This window comes from Microbacterium sp. HSID17254, from assembly GCF_003989315.1.
GTDB lineage: Bacteria > Actinomycetota > Actinomycetes > Actinomycetales > Microbacteriaceae > Microbacterium.
On the sequence record NZ_RBLT01000009.1, the window covers coordinates 112821 to 134389 of the forward strand.

Consider the following 21569-nt stretch of genomic DNA (forward strand, 5'->3'; position numbering starts at 1 on the left):
GCAGTTCCGCGCCGTCACGCAGGGCGATGACGCTCCAGCCGGACGACGGCGACGAGGACTCCCGCCGCGAGCGCACCGAGTCCGCCCATCGCCATGTCGCCGATGGTGTCTTCGTAGGTGACGAAGATCTCGTCGGTGATGAAGGTGCGTCCCGCCCACTCGATCATCTCCCACACGGCGCTGGCCGCGAGCCCGATGACGGTGCAGAGGACGATCGGGATGCGCGGTCGGAACGCCGGCGACTCCTGCGCGGTGACGATGCCGAGGCGGGAGAGCACGAGGTAGCCGGTGGCGGCGAGGGCGCCTGTGCAGACGAAGTGCACGACGAGGTCCCACCCGGTGAGCGTGCGGTACAGGTCGAACACATTGCTCGCCGCCGCGATGAGCACGATCAGGCCGATCGTGAGGTCGATGCCGCCGCGCATCCCGAGGACGCGGGGGAGCATGAGGGCGGGAAGAGCGAGCGCGAGGATGCCGGCGTCGGTCGGGGTCGACCAGATCGCCGCGACGAGGACGCTGAGGATACCGATCACCCGGACGGCGTCGGCGCCGTACTCCGCGACGGACTGCGGCGGGCGGAGGAAGTCCTCCTTCATGCGGGCTCCTCGGGTGCGGCAGCGGGGGCGAGATCGATCAGGGCGTGCACGGGGAGGTGATCCGACGGCCAGCCCCCTCCATACTGGCGGGCGTCGATGCCCACCCGGCGCACGGAAAGCGTGGGGGAGGTGAGGATGCCGTCGATGCGGCGTCCGCGGCGCGGCGATCGGTAGCCGGAGAACGTGCTCCAGGCGGGTGTGCGGCGGGACACGGCGGCCGTCCACGAATCGCGGAGGACGTCGTCGGCTTCCAGGGCACGCCACGGTGCCGAGCCCGCGGCGGCGTTGACGTCCGCGAGGAGGATGACGGGTGTCGCAGAGGCGGCGGCGAGGTCGTGCACCGCCTGGGCCTGACGGAGCCGAGCCCACGGCGAGAAGGCGTCGAGGTGGGTGTTGAGCACGGTGACGGGGGCGTCCGTGCGGCGGTCGCGGAAGGATGCCTCCACCGCCACCCGCGGCGCGACGCTCAGCCAGGAGCGGGAACCGGGGCGATCGGGGGTGAGGGAGAGCGCGACCTGTCGCCAGGTGCGCAGCTCCAGCCGGTCGGCGTCATAGAAGAGGGGACAGCCCTCGCCGCGGGGTCCGGGGAGGCGGCCGTGGCCGACGCGGCGGAACGACGGGCCGAGCGCGGCGGAGACGGCGGCGGCCTGCGCGGGAAGGGCCTCCTGCACACCGAGGACGTCCGGCCGCTCGGTGCGCAGGAGCGCGGTCAGCCGGGGGCGTCGGATCTCCCAGCGGTCGGCGCGCGGCCAGGCGAGGGCACCGAGGTCGCGGCGGATGTTGAGGGACATGACGTGCAGCTCGGTGGCGGATGGTGTTCCGAGGAGCGGGGCGGTCATCGGCGGGCTCCGGGCGCGGGAACGCCGAGCCGGTGCAGTGCGCGGCGTAGCACGAGCCGCACCCAGCGCACAGGAGGGAAGTCCTCCGGCCAGTGCACGAGGACGGTGCGGGCGCCGATCCAGGCCCGGCGGGCGAAGGAGCGGCCGCTGCCGAACGGGCGCATGGAGATGCCCATGTCGGTGTGCAGGAGCCAGCGGATGCGGTGGCGTTCGCCGACATGGAAGGCGAGGTCGAGGTCGTCGTGGAGCGCGGCGTCGCCGTGCACGCGATCGCGGACGGCGAGCCACGTCGAGCGGCGGAGGGCGAGGTTCGACCCGAACAGTGGTGCGTGGCCGAGGGCAGAGCCGCATACGACGACGTAGGACAGCAGGTAGGCCGCCGCGAGGGGCCGGCGCAGGAACCGGGGGCCGTCGACGAAATGCGCCCCGCCTGTCCAGGCGCCGACCCGCGGATCGCGTGTGCACGCGGTCGCCACCGTCTCGATCCACCGCGGCCCCGGCACGCCGTCGGCGTCGAGCCGCAGGATCACGTCGCCCGTCGCCGCGTCGTACCCGGTCGCGCTCGCCGCGGGGATGCCCGGGGTGTCGCACCGCACGACCCGTGCACCGTGCTGGGCGGCCACGGCGGCCGAATCGTCGGTCGAGGCGTTGTCCACGACGATGATCTCGTCGGGCGGGAGCGTCTGCCGGGCGAGGGCGCGGAGACACCGCCGCAGTTCCGCCGCGTCGTCCTTGACCGGGATGACCACGCTCAGGGTCGGTTCGGGGGCGGCTGGTGTGGCGCGGTGCACGTCGTCTCCTCGCAGGTCTGCTCCTCAGCCTAGGGAGCGCGACGACGGGGGACGTACCGGTTGACACCAGGGCGGGCGGCTCGATACGGCGGCGTCAGGAGCCCTCGATGCAGACGGCCTGCCCCTCGACGAACGTATCGATCGCGGTCCGGCGGAGTTCCTGTTCGCGGTCGGGGTCCGCGGCGTCGCCGTTCTGGACGCCGACGCGGTAGTCGTAGAGCGCGCGCAGGTCGTCGCTCACCGCCGTCGCCGCCTCCTGCACCTCGCCGTCGACGTCCAGCTCGGCGTACTCGTCGGCGAGCTCCTTCAGGCGCTCGGTCTGCTCCGGGCTCGGCCTGCCGCCGACCGTGTCCTGGGCGAAGAAGGCCTCGAGCTCCGTATCGACGGCGGCCACGCTCTGGCACGGCAGGAGATCGGCACCCCCGGTGCAGCCTGACAGGACGAGAACGCCGAGGAGCCCGCACGAGACAGTGAACCGCTTCATGCCTGCACGGTACCGGGTGCCGGACGGCCTCCGTTCGGAGGCGGCGGATGGGGTGTGGATAACTCCGCGGGCCGGGAGGTGATCGTTGCGAGGATGCAGGGATGGAGCAGCCCGCGTCGATCATCGCCGACCTCGTGCGGCGTCGGCTGCGGAGCGAGGGGGTGGACCCGGCGACCGATCCCGAGCGGGCGCGGGAGATCACACAGGCGGAGGTGCGGCGTCACGATGATCGGGCGCTCGCGCGGGGCGGCGTGCTGGTCGAGGACGAGGCGGCGTGCGTGCGGGACGTGCTGGCGGCGGTGAGTGGCTTCGGTGCTCTGCAGCCGCTGCTCGACGACCCGGGCATCGAGGAGGTGTGGGTCAACGGCGATGGGGCCGTGCACACAGCGCGGGGTGGTATCGCAGAGCGGACGGCGCTGCGGTGGGACGAGGCGACGGTGCGGGATCTCGTGGAGAGGATGCTGCAGGCGACGGGACGGCGGGTGGACATCGGGCAGCCGTTCGTCGATGCATCGCTGCCGGACGGCTCGCGGCTGCACGTGGCGATCGCCGATGTCGTGCGCGGGTCGTGGGTGGTCAACATCCGCAAGTTCCTTCCCGGGCACCGCTCGCTGGAGGCGCTCACGGCGCAGGGCGCGCTGACTCCCGAGGCCGCGCGCGCCTTGAACGAGGCAATGCGGACGGGCGCGTCCGTGATCGTGTCGGGAGCGACCCATGCGGGCAAGACGACGATGCTCGGGGCGCTTCTCGCCGCCTGCGCCGCCGACCAGCGGATCATCACGGTGGAGGAGACGTTCGAGCTCGCGGTGGAGGGCCCCGATGTGGTCGCGCTGCAGGGGCGTCAGCCGAGCCTGGAAGGCACGGGCGAGATCACGCTACGGCGGTTGGTGAAGGAGGCCTTGCGAATGCGACCGGACCGGCTCGTGGTGGGGGAGGTGCGCGACGCGGAAGCGCTCGACCTCGTGCTCGCGCTGAACACCGGAGTGCCCGGGGCCTGCACGGTGCACGCCAACTCCGCCGCGGAGGCGCTCGACAAGCTGTGCCTACTGCCCCTCCTCGCCGGCCGGAACATCGACCGTGGCTTCGTCGCCCCGGCGATCGCGTCGTCCGTCGACCTCGTCGTCCACTGCACGCGCGATGCGGCGGGGCGCCGATACGTCGAGGAGATCGTCGCCCCGACGGGTGAGGTGATCGAGGGGCGGGTGCTCAGCAGGCCGATTCTCGGAGCCGGGCGTCCCCGCGGCCGATCGGCCCCGGGCGGCTCGGAGGTCCTCGCATGACGATCCTCCTCGGCGCGACGCTCGCGGCCGGCGTGCTCCTGATCCTGTCACCGTGGCTGTGGCCGGCAGGGGAACGCTCCGCGTCCTCTCCGCATCGCGGTGGCCTGGCTCGTCTCGCGGGCGAGGCGGGGTTCCCGGCGGTGCAGACCCGCTCTCTCCTGATCGGCATCGCCGGTGCCGCGCTCGGCGCCGCCTCCCTCGCCTGGCTCGTCACGGGGAGCGCCGCGCTCGCGATTCTGGCCGGGCTGGCCGGAGGCACGGCGCCGATCGCCTACCTGCGTGGCCGCCGTCTGCGGCTGCGGCGTCTGCGGCGCCAGCTCTGGCCCGACGTCTGCGACCTGCTGATCGCCGCGATCCGGGTCGGTCTGTCGCTCCCCGACGCGGTGGCCACCCTCGCGGAATCGGCTCCACCGCCGCTCCGCCCCGCGTTCGACGTGTTCGCCCGGGACCTGCGGAGCAGCGGACGGTTCGACGCCAGTCTCGACCGGCTGAAAGCCGTCCTCGCTGATCCTCTCGGGGACCGGATCATCGAGACCCTGCGGATGGCGCGGCAGGTCGGCGGGACCGAGCTCATCGGCGTGCTGCGGGCGCTCTCCTCGTCGGTCCGTGCCGACGCGGCGCTCCGCGGCGAGGTCGAGGCGCGGCAGTCGTGGATCCGCGGGGCGGCCGTCCTCGGAGCCGTGGCGCCGTGGGTCATCCTCACCCTCCTGATCCTGCGCCCGGAGGGGGCCAAGGCCTATGGCACGCCGGAAGGGATCGCCGTGATCGTCGTGGGCGCGGTCGTGTCCGTCGTCGCGTTCCGCCTCATGATCCGGATCGGTCGGCTGCCCGAGCCACGTCGGTGGTTCGGGTGAGCGGGCTCTCCGCGCTCGCCGTGGCCGTGCTGCTCGGCGGGGGATTCGCCGGGGGTGTCCTCTCGCTTCTGGCGGGCCTCCCGCGGTGGCGGGCGGCGTCGCTCGCGTCGCGGATCGCGCCGTACGTGCGGGACGTCGTCGACGACGAGGTGTTGCCGCGCGATGCCTTCGCCCGGCCCGGCACCCTGCCCGCCGGAGGGTTCCGCCTCGGTGCGCGGGGGGCGCGGGCGCTCGACCGTCTGCTCGGCGGGACGGATGCTCTCCGACGGCGGCTCGCGCAAGCGGGCTCCGCACTCGATCCCGTCGCCTTCCGCGGTCGTCAGCTCGCGGTGATCGTGGGCGGAATCGCTGCCGGAGCGCTCGCCGTCATCGTTCTCGTCGTGATCGGTCGGTGGTCGCCTCCGGTCGGGTCGATCCCGCTCCTCGCGGGAGCGGCGGCCGGTGTGGCGTACGACCTGCGACTGTCGGCGCGGGTGCGTGCGCGGAAGGTGCGCCTGACCGAGGAGCTGCCGACGACGCTGGAGTTCCTGGCGCTCTGTCTCTCGGCGGGCGAGGGGTTCCTCGATGCCGTGAAGCGCGTGGCCGGTGTGGGGTCGGGGGAGCTCACGGGCGAGCTGCGTCGCGTGGTACTGGAGGTCGGGACGGGGTCGCCGCTGGCGGACGCGCTGACGGCGATGGCGGCTCGGTTGGAGCTTCCCGGGCTGACGCGGGCCGTGGACCAGATCGTCGCGGCGCTCGAACATGGTGCGCCGCTCGCCGCCGTCCTGCGCGCTCAGGCCGACGACACGCGGGAGGAGGCCAAGCGCACGCTCATCGAGCAGGCCGGACGGAAGGAGATCTTCATGCTGCTGCCGCTGGTCTTCCTGATCCTGCCGCTGTCCGTCGTGTTCGCGATCTACCCGGGCCTGTTCATCTTGCGCCTCGGCATCGGGTGAGTGGTCGGTGGGTGAGGTCGCGAGGGCTTACGTTTTGTCTATGGGAAGTCTCGAGTACAACAGCTCTCGTCCGCCGATCGATGTCGAGGACACCCTGCTGGCGCATCTGAAGATCGTTATCTCCACGAAGCTGCGGCGCCAGGAGAGCTTCATGATGACGTGGCCGTCGGGCAAGAAGAGCCCCGGTCGGCTCTCCGCGTGGATGCACCCGGCCATCCCGCTGGTTCTCGAGTTCGACGCCGACCCGGTCCCGGCGATCGACCCGGCCCGGGTCAGTCACATGATGGAGCGCTTGAACGCGCGCGGCGAGCTCCTCATCGAGGAGTTCACCTCCTGACGCTGCCGCGGCTTCCCGCGGCGCTCAGACGTCCCAGTCCGGTAGTCCCCCGAGGTCTTCGGCGAGGCTTCCCTCGCCGGCTACCTTGACCCGGAAGAGGAACACTCGCGACGTCGGGTGGACGAGCACACTCGCGAGGCCGTCCGACGTGGCGAACGAGACGAATGTCGGCTCGGTACGTGCGGCGGCTTCGATCCGTTCTCGGAGGGCGACGACATCGGTGCCGCGAGGCAGAGGATAGGTGAGCCCGTCGATCTCGACCCGCGCCCGCATCTCATCGTCAGGTCCGGGGCGCATGCGTGACAGGCTATCCCTCGTCGTGGTGTCCGGACCCGGGGTTGTGCGAATCGTGCGACGGGAGTACAGAACCCCGCCGCTTCGCCCTTCGCGCAGCGACGACGATGATGATGACGGCGACGAGGATCACCACGCCGACGACGATCGCGATCAGCACCGGAATCGACGGCAGCAGGGGGTTGGGTTCCATGGGGCAGGAGCCTATTGCGCTCCCGCGGCTTCCGGTAGACGACCATGAAGGCCGCCCCTGTGGATAACGTCCGCGCCGCGGCGGGTCTCCGATGCACACTGGCGGCATGATCTCTCGTGCGCGCTCGATACTCCGTGCCTTCCACGATGACGAACGGGGAGACGTGCCCGGCTGGGTGCTCGTGACCCTGATGACCGCGGGCCTCGTCGTGCTCATCTGGGCGGTCGCCGGGCCCGCGCTCACCTCCCTCTTCGAGCAGGCCATCCAGCGGGTGTCGGGGCTCTGACATGCGTGCGCCTGCGGGGGTGACCGACGACCGCGGATCGAACCCGGTGGAGTTCCTCCTCGTCGGCACCCTGCTCACCGCGCTCACCCTCGCGGTGCTGCAACTGGCGTTCGCGATCTACGTGCGCAACGTCGTCCATGACGCCGCGGTCGAGGGGGCGTACTACGCGGCTCTCGCGGACACGACGGCGGCGGAAGGGGAGGAGCGGGCGCGTGAGGTCATCCGTCGTGCGGTCGGCCCCTCCTATGCCGACGACATCACGGTGGCCTCGGCGCGGCGGGGCGGACAGGAGACCGTCGAGGTCCGGATCCGGACGATGCTCCCGGTGTTCGGCCTCGTCGGCGTTCCTGCGGCCCTGCAGGTGGAGGCTCACGCACCGGCGGAGTCGTTCGATGCGCGATGATGCGGGGTCGAGCTCGCTGGAGTTCATCGCCGTCGGGGTGATCATGCTCGTGCCGCTGCTGTACCTCGTGATCGCCGTGGGCTCGGTGCAGGAGCAGTCGCTGGGCGTCGAGGCTGCGGCCCGCCAGGCCGCACGAGCCATCGCCTCGGCACCCGACATCGCGGCGGCGGCCGACCGCGGGGAGGAGGTACTGGACGGGATCGTCGCGGAGTACGGCATCGATAGCGGAGCGGTCGACGTCTCCGTGTCGTGCCGTCCCCGGACCTCGGCCTGTCCGGCGGCGGGAGCGACGGTGGTCGTCACGGTCTCCACGCGCGTACCGCTGCCGCTCGTGCCGGGCGTGCTCGGACTCGACCAGGCGACCGCCGTCCCCGTCGAAGCGGTGTCGGTGCAGAAGGTGTCGCGGCGATGGGGCGGGGGATGAGGGGACGCGTACCGGCCCTGAAGCAGCACGGTGAGGGCGACGACGACGGGAGCGTGCTGCTGCTCGTGCTCGGCTACCTCATCCTCGCGCTCGCGGTGCTGTTCGTGTGCATCTGCGCCACCGACCTCTACATCGCCCAGAAGCGGCTGGACGGGCTCGCGGATGCGGCGGCGCTCGCCGGAGCGGACGGCTTCACGCTGCAGGTGGAGGGGGAGGTGCCGCGCGCGACGCTCACCGACGCGGGGGTGGCCGAGCAGGCGGTGCCGCTCGTTCTCGGAGCGGGGTTCGAGGCGACCGTCGTCGACGCGGGCACCCCGGACGGCGTGAGCGCGCGCGTCACCGTCGCGGCGACCTGGCACCCGCCGCTGCTCTCGCCGTTCGTGCCGGACGGGGTGCCGCTGCAGGCGACGGCCACGAGCCGGACGGCGTTGCGCTGAGCGACCGGGTACTCAGTCGTCGGCCGGGTCCGGCGTGCGCGGCGGCGTGCGGGGCACGAACCGGGGGATCCAGCGGAGGAACCCGGCGGCGCCGACGAGTCCGATCAGGCCCATGGCCCCCGCCGCGAACGACAGGGACGCGACCGCGGTGATGCCCGAGACGAGGAGCGGGGCGACCGCGCCGCCGGCATCGGTGAGGGTGCGCCACGACCCGAGGAACGCGGCCGGGTCGTGCTTCGGGGCGACGTCCGCGCCGAGAGTGAGGAGGATGCCGCTCGACAGTCCGTTGCCGACGCCGAGGACCGCGGCGAACATGCCGAACCAGAGCACGGCGGAGTCGAGGTCGTGCGTGACCGACAGGGCGAGGAACCCGGCGCCCATCAGCACCATCGCGGGCATGGCCGCCCAGAGCCGGCCGAAGCGGTCCATCACCTGGCCGCTGGCGTAGAACAGGGCGAAGTCGATGGCTCCGGAGACGCCGACGACGAGGGCGATGGTCGACGCGTCGAGGCCCAGGGAGAGTCCCCACAGCGGCAGGACGACCTGCCGTGCCGACCGCACCGCCGACAGCGAGGCCGCAGCGAGTCCGAGCCGACCGAGCACTCCGCGCTGCCGCCACATGGTCTGGAAGATCCCGGCCCGCTCGACGGTAGGGATCGACCCGGTCACGGCCTCTCCGCTGTCCTCCGCGAACCGGATCGTCGTCCGCAGCGGGGCGACCGTCTTCTCCGGATCCGGTCCGAAGAGCACGAGCACGACCATGACCACGAGGCAGGCGAGGAAGAACCAGATCGCCGCGGCCTCGGTGCCGAAGAGCTGCAGGAGACCCGCGGAGACGAACGGGCCGATGAAGATCCCCAGACGGAAGCTGCCGCCGAGCAGGGAGAGCGAGCGGGCGCGGAACGCCAGCGGCACCCGCGTGGTCATGAACGCGTGCCGAGCAAGCCCGAACGCCGCGGCGCACAGGCCCAGGAGGAACACGGACGCCGCGAGGACCCCGAGCGACGGCGCGAACACCATGCCGACGGCGGCGAGGATGGCGATGACGCCCGCGATCACCATCGTGAAGCGCTCGCCGATGCGGCCCACGGCCCAGCCGGCCGGGAGATTGCCGCACAGCTGACCGACCACGAGCGCCGAGGCGACGAGGGCGGCGAAGGCGACATCGGCCCCCATGGACGCGGCGATGACCGGGATGAGCGGGATCACAGCGCCCTCGCCGAGGGAGAAGAGGACGGTCGGCAGGTACACCATCGGCCCGAACTGGCGGAGGACCGTGGATGCACTGCTCACGCCCTTCACGCTACTCCGGTCGGCGCGGACGACCGGACACCACCGTCCCCGCGCGCGCGGGCGGCACGTTAGGCTGAGGTGTCATGCTCGAACTAGATCTCTCCGCCGAAATCCAGGCGCTCAGGCACACCTTCGGCGACATCAGCGAGGTCGTCGATGTCAACCGTCTCCGCGAGGACATCGCGCGTCTCAGCGAGGAGGCCGGCGCGCCCGACCTCTGGGACGACACCGAGAACGCCCAGAAGGTCACCAGCGCGCTGAGCCACCGTCAGTCGGAGCTCGCCCGCATCACCGGCATCGCCCAGCGCCTCGACGACCTCGAGGTGCTCGTCGATCTGGCGAACGAGATGGGTGACGAGGAGTCGGCGATCGAGGCGCGCAAGGAGCTGCAGACGCTCACCGACCTCATCAACCAGCTCGAGGTGCAGACGCTGCTCGACGGCGAGTACGACGAGCGCAGCGCCATCGTCACCATCCGCTCCGGCGCCGGCGGCGACGACGCCACCGACTTCGCCGAGATGCTCATGCGCATGTACCTGCGCTGGGCGGAGCGTCACAAGTACCCCGTGAAGGTCATGGACACCTCGTACGCGGAGGGCGCGGGCATCAAGTCGGCGACCTTCGAGATCGACGCGCCGTACGCTTTCGGCACGATCTCGGTCGAGGCCGGCACGCACCGCCTCGCCCGCATCAGCCCGTTCGGCTCCGCGGACAAGCGCCAGACGTCGTTCGCCGCGGTCGAGGTCATCCCGCTCATGGAGGAGGCGACCGAGGTCGACATCCCCGAGAGCGACATCCGGGTCGACGTCTTCCGCTCCTCCGGCCCCGGTGGCCAGTCCGTCAACACGACCGACTCCGCCGTGCGCATCACCCACCTCCCGACCGGCATCGTCGTGTCGATGCAGAACGAGAAGTCGCAGATCCAGAACCGCGCCGCGGCCATGCGCGTGCTGCAGAACCGCCTCCTCCTGCTGCAGAAGGAGCAGGAGGCCGCCAAGAAGAAGGAACTTGCGGGCAACATCACCGCGAGCTGGGGCGATCAGATGCGCTCCTACTTCCTCTACGGACAGCAGCTCGTGAAAGACCTCCGTACGGGCCAGGAGTCCGGCAACCCCGCCGCCGTGTTCGACGGCGACCTCGACGACTTCATCTCGGCGGGCATCCGCTGGCGCAAGCGCAAAGACGAGGACTGACCCCTACGACGAAGGCCCCGGGAGCTCCCGGGGCCTTCGTCGTGCGGTGCGGACGGGTCAGCGAGCCGACGCCTCGACGGTCACGCGCGCGACCTCCTGCAGCATCTCGTCCGTGATGACGACCACGTAGGACGGGCTCTCGGCGACGTCGAACGAGACGGTGCCCTCCGCCGTGGACCCGGCGTCCTGCTCGCTGGACTCCAGCGTCGCCTCGCCGAAGATGTCGTAGTCGCCCTCGGTGCCGTCTGCGGTCTCGACGGAGAAGTAGAGCGGGTTGACGTAGGTGGTCCCGTCGAGCGTCTCCCAGGCCACGTCGATCACCAGGTAGCCGCCGTTGTTCGCCTCGAAGTCCGAGCCGTTGCTCGGCCCGAACGTGGCGGAACGGATGGTGACCTCGGCCGTGCCCTCGAGCTGCGGCACGGTGACCGGCTCTCCCAGCGTGCCCTCGGCGACCTCACCCGTACCCGCGTCGCCGGTGTCGTCGGTCTCCGGCGCCGGGCTCTGAGTCGTGCCCTCGTCGTAGTCGGGAAGCGTGACCGGACGCACGGTGTTCGCGACGGCCAGCACGAAGAAGATGCTCACGACGATCGCGACGATGCCACCGAGCACCGACACCCCGAGCCCGGTGATCCCCGGCCACTTGGTGCCCTTCAGGAACAGGGAGATGAGCGAGACGATGAACCCGGCCGCCAGGAGGAACCAGGCGAACGGCAGCGTCACGGGGATGAACGCAAGGAGGAGGCCGAGCGCGGCGAGCCCGAGGCCGACGAGTCCGAGCACCGAGACCTTCTTCGGCGCCGCGGGATCCGGCGCCTGACCGGGGTACGCGCCCTGACCGGGGTACGCGCCCTGACCGGGGTACGCGCCTTGACCGGGATACGCCCCCTGCCCCGCATACGTTCCCTGAGCGCCCGGTGCCTGGCCCGGGTATCCGCCGGCGCCCTGCGCACCCGGGTACGCGCCCGGTGCCGGGTAGCCGCCCTGGCCCTGGTACGCGTCCTGACCGGCACCGGCCGGCGGAACGATCGGCGCCGCGCCGGGGAGCTCGTGCGCGCCGCTGGTCGGTGCGGTCCAGTCCTGTGCCGGCTCAGGCGCGACGATGAACTCGGTCGCGGGCTCGTCCGGAGCGATCTCGCGCTCAGCGGCGACGGGCTCGGGAGTGACGGTCTCCGCCGACGCCGTCGTCTCCTCTCCGAGGGGAGCGCGGTCGTCGGTCGCCGCGGCGGGGCTCTCCGCCGGGGTGCCCTCCGCGCCCGCGTCTTCGGTCGCCGTCGCGGTGGTGTCGTCAGTCGCCGTCGCGGTGGTGTCGCCTGTCGCCGTCGTCTCCGGGGCGAAGTGCTCGGTCCACTGCTGGCCGTCCCACCAGCGCAGGCGCCCGGAGCCGTCGTCGTACCAACCAGCAGGTGTCGTCATGGGGATCCCCTCCGTGTGTGCGCTCGCGTGGGGCACGCGAATCGACACTCCATGTATAGCAGCGGGCGACGACGCCGGTGGGGCCGGGGCGCGGAGGAATCGCAGGGCGGCGTGCTGCGCGGCGGGGTGTCGTGCCGAGCCGGAGGCGGTGGCGCGCTTAGGCTCGATTCGCCATGATTCGGTTCGAGAACGTCACGAAACGCTACCGCGGGACGTCGAAGCCCGCCCTGTCCGGTGTCGACTTCGAGGTGCAGCGCGGGGAGTTCGTCTTCCTCGTCGGTGCCTCCGGGTCCGGCAAGTCCTCCTGTCTGCGCCTCATCCTCCGCGAGGACGTGCCGACGAGCGGTCGGGTGGCCGTCCTCGGCCGCGACCTGCGGGCGCTCGCGAACCGGAAGGTGCCCTACTTCCGTCGGCACATCGGCTCGGTGTTCCAGGACTTCCGGCTGCTGCCGTCCAAGACGGTCTATCAGAACGTCGCCTTCACGCTGCAGGTCACCGGCTCGTCCCGCGGCTTCATCCAGCAGGCCGTTCCCGAGGCGCTCGCGCTCGTCGGGCTCGACGGCAAGGAGAAGCGCATGCCGCACGAGCTCTCCGGCGGGGAGCAGCAGCGCGTCGCGATCGCCAGGGCGCTCGTCAACCGTCCGCAAGTGCTGCTGGCCGACGAGCCCACCGGAAACCTCGACCCCGCGACCTCCGTCGACATCATGCAGCTGCTCGCCCGGATCAACGCGGGCGGCACGACGGTGCTCATGGCCACGCACGAGGCCGGCTTCGTCGACCAGATGCGCCGCCGCGTGATCGAGCTCCGCGACGGCGAGATGGTCCGCGACGAGGTGCACGGCGGATACGGCGACACCTCGAACATCCCGCGCCTGGTGCCGGAGGAGGTCCGCGGTGCCGCGGCCGCCGCCGCTCTCACCGCCGTGCAGGAGGTGCAGCGCCAGACCGCCGACCTCTCCGTGGTGCGCGCCGCACTGGCCGAGGAGCTGGACGCCCAACGCCGGGCCGCGGCCGCGTCTCCCGCGGTCACCAAGCCCGGCGCCGACCCGGCCCCGCAGGTGGTCGAGCCGCCGGAGCCCGCACGGGAGCCCGGCGTGGTCGAACCGCCGGACGTGGTGCATCCCCCGGCCGCATCGCCGCCGTCCGCCGCCGCGCGCCCCGCCCCCGGGGCGCCCGGGACGCGTCCGATCGTGATCCCGGAGGTGGACGTCGCCGAGCTCGGCGTGGCAGACCGCCTCGGCCTGTCGGACCAGGACGACGAGGAAGTGGGCCCGACCTCATGAGAATCGGCCTGATCCTGACCGAGGCCCTCGTCGGCCTGCGGCGCAACATCTCGATGGTGATCTCCGTCGTGCTCGTCACGTTCGTGTCGCTGACGTTCGTCGGCGCCGCGATCCTCATGCAGTCGCAGATCGGCGTGATGCGCGGCTACTGGGCCGAGCGCGCCCAGGTGGCGGTGTACATGTGCTCCGCGGTGTCGGAGTCGGACACCTGCGTGGACGGTGCGGCGAGCGAGGAGCAGGTCGCCGCCGTGCGCGCCCAGCTCGAGGGCGACGCGCTGTCGCCGCTCATCAGCTCCATGACCTTCGACACGAAGGAGGAGACGTACGCCAAGCTCGTCGAGCAGGTGGGGGAGGAGCAGGCCAGCGTGCTCTCGCCCGACCAGGCGTTCGAGGTCTTCTTCGTGACCATGAAGGACCCGGGCCAGTCGCAGGTGCTCGCCGAGGCGTTCAGCGGCCAAGCAGGAGTGGAGCAGGTCCAGGACCAGCTCCAATACCTCGAACCGCTGTTCTCCGCGCTCACGGTGGCCACCTACATCGCCGTCGGCATCGCCGTGCTCATGCTCATCGCCGCGACGCTGCTGATCGGCACGACGATCCGGTTGTCGGCCTACGCGCGGCGCAAGGAGATCGGCATCATGCGCCTCGTGGGCGCGTCGAACCGCTTCATCCAGACCCCGTTCGTGCTGGAGGGCGTGTTCGCCGCGCTGCTGGGCTCCGCCCTGGCCAGTGGCGCCGTCGTCGCGGGCATGCACTTCGGCGTGAACGGCTACCTGCGCGGCCGCGTGCCCTTCATCACCACCTGGGTGACCATGCAGGATGCTGCCCTCGTCGTCCCGGTCCTCGTCGGGATCGGCGTGGTCCTCGCGGCCCTGTCGGCGGGCTTCGCGATCCGACGGTGGCTGCGCACCTGATACCCTGAAAGGCTGCTCGGCCGATCTGCTGCCGAGCCGTCCACGGCACCACAGCACAGGAGATCATCATGCCCAGGGAACGCGGGGAGAAGGTCATCGCGACCAATCGTCGCGCGCGTCACGACTACAACATCGAGAAGTCGTACGAGGCGGGGATGGTGCTCACCGGCACCGAGGTGAAGTCGCTCCGTCAGGGGCGCGCGAACCTCAGCGACGGGTACGCGTTCGTGAAGGGCAACGAGGTCTTCCTCGACGCCGTGCACATCCCGGAGTACTCGCAGGGGCACTGGACGAACCACTCGGCCAAGCGCATCCGCAAGCTCCTCCTGCACCGGGAGGAGATCGCGAAGCTCGCCCACGCCGTCTCCGCGGGCGGATACACGCTCATCCCGCTCAAGCTGTACTTCTCCGACGGTCGCGCCAAGGTCGAGATCGCTCTCGCGAAGGGCAAGCGCGAGTACGACAAGCGTCAGACCCTCCGCGAACGCCAGGACACCCGTGAGGCCGAGCGGGCGATGCGGCTGCGCAACCGGGTGGGCGAGTAGCCGCCCGCGCTCAGAGGCTCGGCGTGAAGCCGAACACCCGGCCGAGGAACGCGAGTTCGCGTTCCAGCGCGTCGACGATGGTCTCGGCGCTGCGGAACCCGTGACCCTCGCCCGGGTACAGCACGTACTCGTGGTCGATGCCGTTCGCCGCCAGCGCGTCGCGGATGGCCTCCGACTGGGACGGCGGCACGACGCGGTCCTCCCCGCCCTGCAGCAGCAGCACCGGCACGTCGATGCGGTCGGCGTGGGTCAGAGGCGAGCGCTCGATGTACACGTCCTCGGCGGCGGGGAGCGGACCGACGAGGCCGTCGAGGTACGACGCCTCGAAGTCGTGGGTCTCGGCGGCGAGCATCCGCAGATCCGCGACGCCGTAGCGGCTGATGCCCGCGGCGAACGTGCCACCCCGCACGAGCGCCGAGAGCACCGTCCAGCCGCCCGCCGAGCCGCCGCGGATGGCGATGCGCGCGGGATCGGCGAGCCCGGCGTCGGTGAGCCCGCGGGCGGCCGCGATCACGTCGTCCACGTCCACGACGCCCCACTGTCCCTGCAGGCGGTCGCGGTACGCCCGACCGTAACCGGTGGACCCGCCGTAGTTCACGTCGAGGACCCCGATTCCCCGGCTCGTGAAGAAGGCGATCGAGGCGGAGGCCGCTCCCGTGACATGGGCGGTGGGCCCGCCGTGCACGAGCACGATGTAGGGCGGGAGCTCGCCGTCGGCGCCGCGGGGCTCTCCGGGCGCGGCGGGCGGATAAGCGAAGGCGTGCACGGGGCCGTGCGCCCCCTCCACGACGAGCTGCTGGGCCGCCGGCATCCAGTGCTCGTCGACCGGAGCGCCGCCGGTGACGGTCTCGACGGCCCCGCTGTCGACGTCGACGCACCAGATGCCGGAGGTCACGCGCGAGCCGTCTCCGCTGAGCAGCACGCGGGAGCCGGAGACGTCGTCCACACTGAGATGCCCGTCGCCCGGGACCGCGATGGCGCGCGTCTCGCCGTCCGGGGACACGAGCTGCACCTCGTCGCGGCCGTCGGTGCGGACGGCCACGAGGCGGCCGTCCGCCAGCGGCTGGAACCAGCGGTTGCCGAGCACCCACAGGCCGTAGCCGGTGTCCGCGTCGGATGAGGTGAGCGGGCGGGAGGCACCGGCCTGGAGGCCGTCGAGCGTGAGGTGATGGAGCTGCCAGCGTCCCGAGCCGTCGTCGGCGAACACGAGCGCGTCGTCGCCGATCCATTCCGGCTGCAGGGCGGCGGAGGTGGGGACCCGGGTGATCGTCCCGCCGGCCGCGGATCCGATCGCGAGCGCGGCTCTCTCCCAGGGCATGCCGTCCGCCTGCCATTCGACCCAGGCGACGCGGCTGCCGTCGGGCGAGAGCGCGGGATGGGCGAAGAAGCCGGGACCCTCGACGATCACCCGGATCGCGGAGGCGTCCTCGGCGGCCGAACCGTCCACGGGGATCTCCACGATCGCGCGGCGGTGCGGGTCGGTCGAGAGGTCTTCCCGCACGGCCAGCAGTCGGCCGCTCTGCACGCGCAGCCCGCCGTACGCGGGGCCGGCGGCGGTGAGGGGGCTCGGCTCCGTCCCGCGATCCATCCGGTGCACGCGCTGGTCGGCTCCGGAGACGAAGTACAGGGTGTCGCCGTCGACGGTCCAGGCGCCGCCCCCGTACTCGTGCATGCGGGAGCGGGCGTTCCAGGGTGCCGGGAGGATCTCCGCGCCCGTCGAGCTGCGCACCGTGACGCGTCCGCCCTCAGCCGGCACGGACTCGGCCCACCACACCTCGTCGCCCACGAAGCGGGCCCCGTCGATGCGCGGTGCCGCTCCTGCGACGGCTGCGGCGGTGAAGGGGGAGGACCAGGAGCCGAACGGTGAGGACATGCCTCGAGCCTACGGGCGGTGACACACGACGTCACACTCGTGCGGCGGGCCGAGGGCGTGTTCTAGGTTTCTGGAAACGCCCGGTTCATCCCGGGCGTGGAGCGACAGCCGAGCCCGGCACCCGCCCGCGAACGACGTGCTCTTCGTCGTGCGCGGACCCCGGCCCCTGTCCCCTGGAGAGAAGATGTCTTCCACGTTCGACGCCTCCCGCGTGCCGTTCTCCTTCGAGCTCTACCCGCCGCGCTCGGAGTCGAGCCAGGAGGCCCTGCACGAGACCGTCCGTCGTCTCGCCGCGGCCGGCCCGGAGTTCCTGTCGGTGACCTACGGCGCCGGCGGCTCGACCGGCGGCCGCTCGCTCGATGTGCTGCGCTTCATCCGGGAGCACACCGACGTCGAACCCCTCGCTCATCTCACCTGCGTCGGCAACACCTACGCCGGAGCTACCGCGCTCATCCGGGAGTTCCTCGACGCCGGGATCCTCCGCTTCCTCGCCCTGCGCGGAGACCCGCCCGCGGGGCAGCGCGAGCCCTTCCTGGGGGACCTGGAGAGCGCCGCCCAGCTCGTGCAGCTCATCGATCGCGTCCAGGCCGAGCGCGCGCCGTACCAGGAGTCTCCGGTCCCCGGTCTCCCCGGAGCCGCGCTCGTGGCCCCGCGGCAGAAGGTCGACATCGCGGTCGCCGCGTTCCCGAAGGGGCACCCCCGGGCCACGCACCGCACGCAGGATGTCGAGGCGCTGCTCGCCAAGCAGGCCGCGGGGGCGACCTTCGCCATCACGCAGCTCTTCTTCCACCCCGATGACTACCTCGCCTTCGTGGAGCGCGCCCGCGCCGGAGGCGTCACCATCCCGATCCTCCCCGGCATCATGCCGATCACATCGCCGGCCCGGCTCGCCCGGGTGCTGGAGCTGACCGGGGAGGACCTGCCCAGCGAGCTCGCGATCGCCCTCGATGTCGAGCCGACCGCCGAAGGGCGCCGGGAGATCGGGATCTCCTGGGCCGCGCGCCTCGCCGCCGACGTCGTCGCCGGCGGGGCCCCCGGCGTGCATCTGTACGCCTTCAACCAGCACGAGACCGTCCTGACCGTCCTCGCCGAAGCCGGCATCGTCCCGGCGCTCCGGCACTAGTCCCCGCCGAAAGGAAACACCATGACCGCATTCCCCGAGGGCACCATCCTCGGCTACCCCCGCATCGGCCGTCGCCGCGAGCTCAAGAAGGCCGTCGAGGCGTTCTGGGCCGGCCGCATCGACGAGCAGGAGCTGGAGCGGACGGCCGCGGAACTGCGCGCGGCGACCCGCGAGCGCCTGGCGGGGCTCGGCCTCGGCCGCACGGACTCGTCGATCCCGGAGTCCTTCTCCTTCTACGACCAGGTCCTCGACGCCGCCGTCACGGTCGGCGCGATCCCTGCCCGCTTCGACGACCTCCGCGAGGCCGACGGGTCGATCGGCCTCTCCGCCCTGTTCACCGTCGCCCGCGGCGAAGGCGAGCGGGCGCCGCTGGAGATGACGAAGTGGTTCGACTCGAACTACCACTACCTCGTGCCGGAGATCGGTCCGGAGACGGTGTTCACCCTCGCCAGCGACCGCCTGGTGCGCGAGGTCGCCGAGGCCGTCGCCGCCGGCTTCGTCACGCGTCCCGTGGTCGTCGGACCGGTCACGCTGCTGGCGCTCGCGAAGGCGTCGGACGACGCGCCGGAGGGCTTCGAGCCGCTCTCGCGGCTGGAGGACGTCCTGCCGGTCTACGTCGACCTGCTCGCCCGTCTGCGCGCCGCGGGCGCCGAGTGGGTGCAGCTCGACGAGCCCGCCCTCGTGAGCGAGTCGCTGCCGGCGACGACCGCGCAGCTCGCCTCCGCCGCGGAGCGCGCGCTCGCGGTGCTCGGGAACGCCGAAGAGCGGCCCTCGATCCTCGTCGCGGCCCCGTACGCGAGCCTCGGCGCGACGTTCGCGACCGTGGCCGCCCCCCCGTCGAGGCCATCGCCGTGGATCTCGTGCGCGGCACCGTGCCCGACGCGGTGCCGGGCCTCGAGGGCAAGACCCTCGTCGGCGGTGTGATCGACGGTCACAACATCTGGCGTGGCGACCTCTCCGCGGCGTTCGACTCTCTGGAGGCGCTCCGTGCGCTCGGGGCCCCGGTGTCGGCATCGACCTCGACCTCGCTGCTGCACGTGCCGCACGACGTGGAGGACGAGACGGCGCTGGACGCGCGCCTGGTGTCCTGGCTCGCCTTCGCGGATCAGAAGGTGCAGCAGGTCGTGACCCTCGCCCGCGGCCTGTCCGAAGGGCGCACGGCGATCGCGGTCGAGCTGGACGCCGCGACCGCTGCGCTGCAGGACCGCCTGACCGCTCCCGGCGTGCGCGACGGTGCGGTGCGTTCCCGTGCGCTGAGCGACGCCGACTTCGCCCGTGCCCCGTACCAGGAGCGGGAGGAGGCGCAGAACGCCCTCGGCCTGCCGGCGCTGCCTCTGACGACGATCGGCTCCTTCCCGCAGACCGGCGACATCCGCCGCGCCCGCGCCCAGTTCCTCCGCGGCGAGATCCCCGAGGACGACTACGAGGAGTTCCTGCGCCGTGAGGTCGCCGCGGTCGTCTCCCTGCAGGAGGACCTCGGTCTCGACGTCCTCGTGCACGGTGAGCCGGAGCGCAACGACATGGTGCAGTACTTCGCGGAGAACCTCGACGGCTTCGCGGTCACGCAGCACGGATGGGTGCAGTCGTACGGCTCGCGAGCCACGCGCCCATCGATCCTCTGGGGAGACGTCTCGCGTCCCGCGCCCATCACGGTCGGCTGGTCGGCGTACGCGCAGTCGCTCACGGCGAAGCACATGAAGGGGATGCTCACGGGCCCCGTCACGATCCTCGCGTGGTCCTTCGTCCGCGACGACCAGCCGCTGGGGGAGACGGCGAACCAGGTGGCGCTCGCGCTCCGCGACGAGATCGCCGACCTGGAGGCCGCGGGCATCCAGGTGATCCAGGTCGACGAGCCGGCGCTCCGGGAGCTGCTCCCGCTGAAGCAGGCCGACCAGCCGGCGTACCTCGACTGGTCCGTCGCCTCGTTCCGTCTGGCCACGGGCGGCGCTGCGGCGGCGACCCAGGTGCACACCCACCTCTGTTACTCGGAGTTCGGCGTCGTGATCGACGCGATCCGTGCGCTCGACGCGGACGTCACGTCCATCGAGGCGGCCCGGAGCCGCATGGAGGTCGTCGCGGACATCGCCGAGGTGGGCTTCGACCACGGCATCGGCCCCGGCGTGTACGACATCCACTCGCCGCGCGTGCCCACCGTGGAGGAGGTCGAGTCCCTGCTGCGGCGTGCGGTGGAGGAGATCCCCCTCCGTCAGCTCTGGGTGAACCCGGACTGCGGTCTGAAGACCCGTGGATACGCCGAGACCACGGCGTCGCTGCGGAACATCGTCGAGGCCACGCGGCGCGTGCGCGAAGACGTGGTGGTCACCGCCTGACGCGGTCGTCCCCGGACACACGAAGGCCCTCCCGGTGCGCCCGGGAGGGCCTTCGTTCTCGTCTCACCGACGATGCGGTGACTCAGACGGCGCGCATGACCGCGACGACCTTGCCGAGCACGACCGCCTCGTCGCCCAGGATCGGCTCGAAGGCAGAGTTGCGGGGAAGCAGCCACGTGTGGCCGTCGCGACGACGGAGCACCTTGACGGTGGCCTCGCCGTCGAGCATGGCAGCCACGATCTCGCCGTTCTCCGCCGTGTTCTGCGAGCGCACGACGACCCAGTCGCCGTCGCAGATGGCGGCGTCGATCATCGACTCCCCGGAGACCTTGAGCATGAACAGGTCGCCCTTGCCGACGAGCTGCCGGGGGAGCGGGAAGATCTCCTCGACCTGCTGATCCGCCGTGATCGGCACGCCCGCGGCGATACGCCCCACCAGTGGGACCAGTGCGGCATCGCCCACGGGGGTCGCCACGTCCGCCGGGTTCTCCGCGCCCGTGCCGGGCAGGTCGATGAGGACCTCCATGGCACGCGTCTTGCCCGGGTCGCGACGCAGGTAGCCGCTGAGCTCGAGCTGACCGAGCTGGTGGGTGACGCTGGACAGCGACTTGAGCCCGACGGCGTCGCCGATCTCGCGCATGCTCGGCGGATAGCCGTTCTGCGCGATCGAGGCCTGGATGACCTCGAGGATCGCCATCTGCTTCGGGCTGAGGCTCTTGCGACGGCGGGTGCGCGGCGCCTCGGACTCGAGGGCTGAGGTGTCGCTCATGGTGCTCCTTCACTGCGTGATCCGACGTGCCGCTTCGAATGTCGGTGGCCCGTGGTGGGGTGTCCTTATCGAAACCGTATCCGAGAAAAGCGCCGATCTGGAAGATCTGTTCGAGCGTGTCGGCTGATTCGCGGGGCGTGGTTTCGAAGACAGCTTGACAGATGTTCGAACTCGAAGATATCTTCGGAACGTAGCTTCGCATCCACGGCTCCCGGCCGAGGCGCGGATGCGAAAGCTACGCCAACCTCCCCGGGCTCCGGCACCGGGACAGTAAGGAGCAGACATGAGCAGCATCAGCCTCAGCACCGCGACCGCCCTCCCGGCATCGGCCCGTCCGGCCACCCGGCTGCGGATCACGGCACGCGGCCGTCGCACTCTGCTCGCGCTCGCGTCCGTCCCGCTCGCGGCGGGCATCGCCTTCGCCGCCCTCAGCGGAGGCAGCGCGACCGCCTCCGGCGCGGATGCGCCGGCCGTCTCCGTCGAGACCGTCACGGTCATGCCCGGCGACACCCTCTGGTCGATCGCGAGCAGCATCGCTCCCGAGGCCGACCCGCGGGATGTCATCGGTGAGATCACCCGCATGAACCTGCTGCGCGGCGGGGAGCTCCAGGTCGGCCAGGAGCTCGCACTGCCGGCGCGGTACACCGACTGACGCCGAGTCCTCCCGGCCGAATCGTCACGAT

General features: G+C 71.7%; 24 protein-coding genes and 1 pseudogene. 15 read left to right on the plus strand and 10 right to left on the minus strand.

The annotated features are described in order from the left end of the window. Window positions 1-14: 14 nt before the first annotated feature. The 4 genes from D8M34_RS07595 to D8M34_RS07610 all read right to left on the minus strand — a co-directional run bounded on the left by D8M34_RS07595 (window position 15) and on the right by D8M34_RS07610 (window position 2710). Window positions 15-596: a hypothetical protein gene (locus tag D8M34_RS07595; RefSeq protein ID WP_025105311.1), complete on the minus strand. Its 582-nt coding sequence runs from the start codon at window positions 594-596 to the stop codon at window positions 15-17. Further along, window positions 593-1435, minus strand: coding sequence for an endonuclease/exonuclease/phosphatase family protein (locus D8M34_RS07600; protein WP_126893627.1), 843 nt, complete (start codon window positions 1433-1435; stop codon window positions 593-595). Before D8M34_RS07600 ends, D8M34_RS07595 begins: the two co-directional genes overlap by 4 nt. Then, a complete protein-coding gene (locus D8M34_RS07605) occupies window positions 1432-2226 on the minus strand; it encodes a glycosyltransferase family 2 protein (protein ID WP_126893628.1) in 795 nt (264 codons plus the stop codon). The genes D8M34_RS07600 and D8M34_RS07605 overlap by 4 nt, the downstream gene beginning before the upstream one ends. A gap of 94 nt (window positions 2227-2320) precedes the next feature. After that, on the minus strand, window positions 2321-2710 hold the full coding sequence (locus D8M34_RS07610) for a hypothetical protein (protein WP_126893629.1): 390 nt from the start codon (window positions 2708-2710) through the stop codon (window positions 2321-2323). Window positions 2711-2811: 101 nt separating this feature from the next. On the opposite strand from D8M34_RS07610, the gene D8M34_RS07615 reads away from it, so the two are divergent. Genes D8M34_RS07615 through D8M34_RS07630 form a run of 4 tightly spaced genes read left to right on the plus strand, consistent with a single transcriptional unit; the run spans window position 2812 to window position 6116 of the window. Further along, window positions 2812-3990 (plus strand): CpaF family protein, encoded by a 1179-nt coding sequence (locus D8M34_RS07615; protein ID WP_126893630.1) that lies wholly within the window; start codon window positions 2812-2814, stop codon window positions 3988-3990. Beyond that, on the plus strand, window positions 3987-4844 hold the full coding sequence (locus tag D8M34_RS07620; RefSeq protein ID WP_126893631.1) for a type II secretion system F family protein: 858 nt from the start codon (window positions 3987-3989) through the stop codon (window positions 4842-4844). Before D8M34_RS07615 ends, D8M34_RS07620 begins: the two co-directional genes overlap by 4 nt. Further along, window positions 4841-5779 carry a type II secretion system F family protein gene (locus D8M34_RS07625; RefSeq protein WP_126893632.1) on the plus strand — a complete coding sequence of 313 codons (939 nt, stop codon included), beginning with the start codon at window positions 4841-4843 and terminating at the stop codon, window positions 5777-5779. Before D8M34_RS07620 ends, D8M34_RS07625 begins: the two co-directional genes overlap by 4 nt. Before the next feature lie 40 nt (window positions 5780-5819). Continuing rightward, entirely contained in the window at window positions 5820-6116 is a 297-nt protein-coding gene (locus D8M34_RS07630; RefSeq protein WP_126893633.1) for a DUF7882 family protein, read from the plus strand. A 24-nt stretch (window positions 6117-6140) separates the two neighbouring features. Here the strand turns inward: D8M34_RS07630 and D8M34_RS07635 are convergent, their stop codons facing one another. Continuing rightward, window positions 6141-6413, minus strand: coding sequence for a hypothetical protein (locus D8M34_RS07635; RefSeq protein ID WP_126893634.1), 273 nt, complete (start codon window positions 6411-6413; stop codon window positions 6141-6143). Between the two features lie 10 nt (window positions 6414-6423). Beyond that, on the minus strand, window positions 6424-6603 hold the full coding sequence (locus D8M34_RS07640) for a hypothetical protein (RefSeq protein WP_126893635.1): 180 nt from the start codon (window positions 6601-6603) through the stop codon (window positions 6424-6426). 106 nt (window positions 6604-6709) lie between these two features. Here D8M34_RS07640 and D8M34_RS07645 point away from each other — a divergent pair, with 106 nt between their 5' ends. Genes D8M34_RS07645 through D8M34_RS07660 form a run of 4 tightly spaced genes read left to right on the plus strand, consistent with a single transcriptional unit; the run spans window position 6710 to window position 8153 of the window. Beyond that, on the plus strand, window positions 6710-6889 hold the full coding sequence (locus D8M34_RS07645) for a hypothetical protein (protein WP_126893636.1): 180 nt from the start codon (window positions 6710-6712) through the stop codon (window positions 6887-6889). 1 nt (window position 6890) lies between these two features. Further along, the gene (locus D8M34_RS07650; RefSeq protein WP_126893637.1) at window positions 6891-7292 is read left to right on the plus strand and encodes a TadE/TadG family type IV pilus assembly protein; all 402 of its coding nucleotides are present in this window, start codon (window positions 6891-6893) and stop codon (window positions 7290-7292) included. Continuing rightward, window positions 7282-7716, plus strand: a complete 435-nt coding sequence (locus D8M34_RS07655; RefSeq protein WP_062764658.1) for a TadE family protein — start codon at window positions 7282-7284, stop codon at window positions 7714-7716. The genes D8M34_RS07650 and D8M34_RS07655 overlap by 11 nt, the downstream gene beginning before the upstream one ends. Further along, window positions 7713-8153, plus strand: coding sequence for a pilus assembly protein TadG-related protein (locus tag D8M34_RS07660; protein WP_126893638.1), 441 nt, complete (start codon window positions 7713-7715; stop codon window positions 8151-8153). Before D8M34_RS07655 ends, D8M34_RS07660 begins: the two co-directional genes overlap by 4 nt. Before the next feature lie 12 nt (window positions 8154-8165). Here the strand turns inward: D8M34_RS07660 and D8M34_RS07665 are convergent, their stop codons facing one another. Continuing rightward, window positions 8166-9407: an MFS transporter gene (locus D8M34_RS07665; protein ID WP_126893649.1), complete on the minus strand. Its 1242-nt coding sequence runs from the start codon at window positions 9405-9407 to the stop codon at window positions 8166-8168. 122 nt (window positions 9408-9529) lie between these two features. On the opposite strand from D8M34_RS07665, the gene prfB reads away from it, so the two are divergent. After that, entirely contained in the window at window positions 9530-10639 is a 1110-nt protein-coding gene (gene prfB / locus D8M34_RS07670; protein ID WP_025105296.1) for a peptide chain release factor 2, read from the plus strand. A 57-nt stretch (window positions 10640-10696) separates the two neighbouring features. On the opposite strand, the gene D8M34_RS19520 is transcribed toward prfB, so the two are convergent. Further along, on the minus strand, window positions 10697-12052 hold the full coding sequence (locus tag D8M34_RS19520; protein ID WP_238695617.1) for a DUF2510 domain-containing protein: 1356 nt from the start codon (window positions 12050-12052) through the stop codon (window positions 10697-10699). A gap of 173 nt (window positions 12053-12225) precedes the next feature. Here D8M34_RS19520 and ftsE point away from each other — a divergent pair, with 173 nt between their 5' ends. The 3 genes from ftsE (at window position 12226) to smpB (ending at window position 14791) form a co-directional block, all read left to right on the plus strand. Beyond that, on the plus strand, window positions 12226-13335 hold the full coding sequence (gene ftsE, locus D8M34_RS07680) for a cell division ATP-binding protein FtsE (protein WP_126893639.1): 1110 nt from the start codon (window positions 12226-12228) through the stop codon (window positions 13333-13335). Further along, window positions 13332-14246, plus strand: a complete 915-nt coding sequence (gene ftsX, locus D8M34_RS07685) for a permease-like cell division protein FtsX (RefSeq protein WP_126893640.1) — start codon at window positions 13332-13334, stop codon at window positions 14244-14246. The genes ftsE and ftsX overlap by 4 nt, the downstream gene beginning before the upstream one ends. 68 nt (window positions 14247-14314) lie before the next feature. Continuing rightward, a complete protein-coding gene (smpB, locus tag D8M34_RS07690) occupies window positions 14315-14791 on the plus strand; it encodes an SsrA-binding protein SmpB (protein ID WP_050722832.1) in 477 nt (158 codons plus the stop codon). Window positions 14792-14801: 10 nt separating this feature from the next. On the opposite strand, the gene D8M34_RS07695 is transcribed toward smpB, so the two are convergent. Next, a complete protein-coding gene (locus tag D8M34_RS07695) occupies window positions 14802-16664 on the minus strand; it encodes a S9 family peptidase (protein WP_126893641.1) in 1863 nt (620 codons plus the stop codon). Between the two features lie 184 nt (window positions 16665-16848). Here D8M34_RS07695 and D8M34_RS07700 point away from each other — a divergent pair, with 184 nt between their 5' ends. After that, window positions 16849-17787, plus strand: a complete 939-nt coding sequence (locus D8M34_RS07700; protein WP_126893642.1) for a methylenetetrahydrofolate reductase — start codon at window positions 16849-16851, stop codon at window positions 17785-17787. Between the two features lie 21 nt (window positions 17788-17808). Next, window positions 17809-20117: pseudogene (gene metE / locus D8M34_RS07705) on the plus strand (5-methyltetrahydropteroyltriglutamate--homocysteine S-methyltransferase). 82 nt (window positions 20118-20199) lie between these two features. On the opposite strand, the gene lexA reads toward metE, so the two are convergent. Further along, window positions 20200-20886 carry a transcriptional repressor LexA gene (lexA, locus tag D8M34_RS07710; protein WP_025105289.1) on the minus strand — a complete coding sequence of 229 codons (687 nt, stop codon included), beginning with the start codon at window positions 20884-20886 and terminating at the stop codon, window positions 20200-20202. A 283-nt stretch (window positions 20887-21169) separates the two neighbouring features. Between lexA and D8M34_RS07715 the strand changes: the two genes are divergently transcribed. Beyond that, entirely contained in the window at window positions 21170-21538 is a 369-nt protein-coding gene (locus tag D8M34_RS07715) for a LysM peptidoglycan-binding domain-containing protein (protein WP_025105288.1), read from the plus strand. Window positions 21539-21569 lie beyond the last annotated feature (31 nt).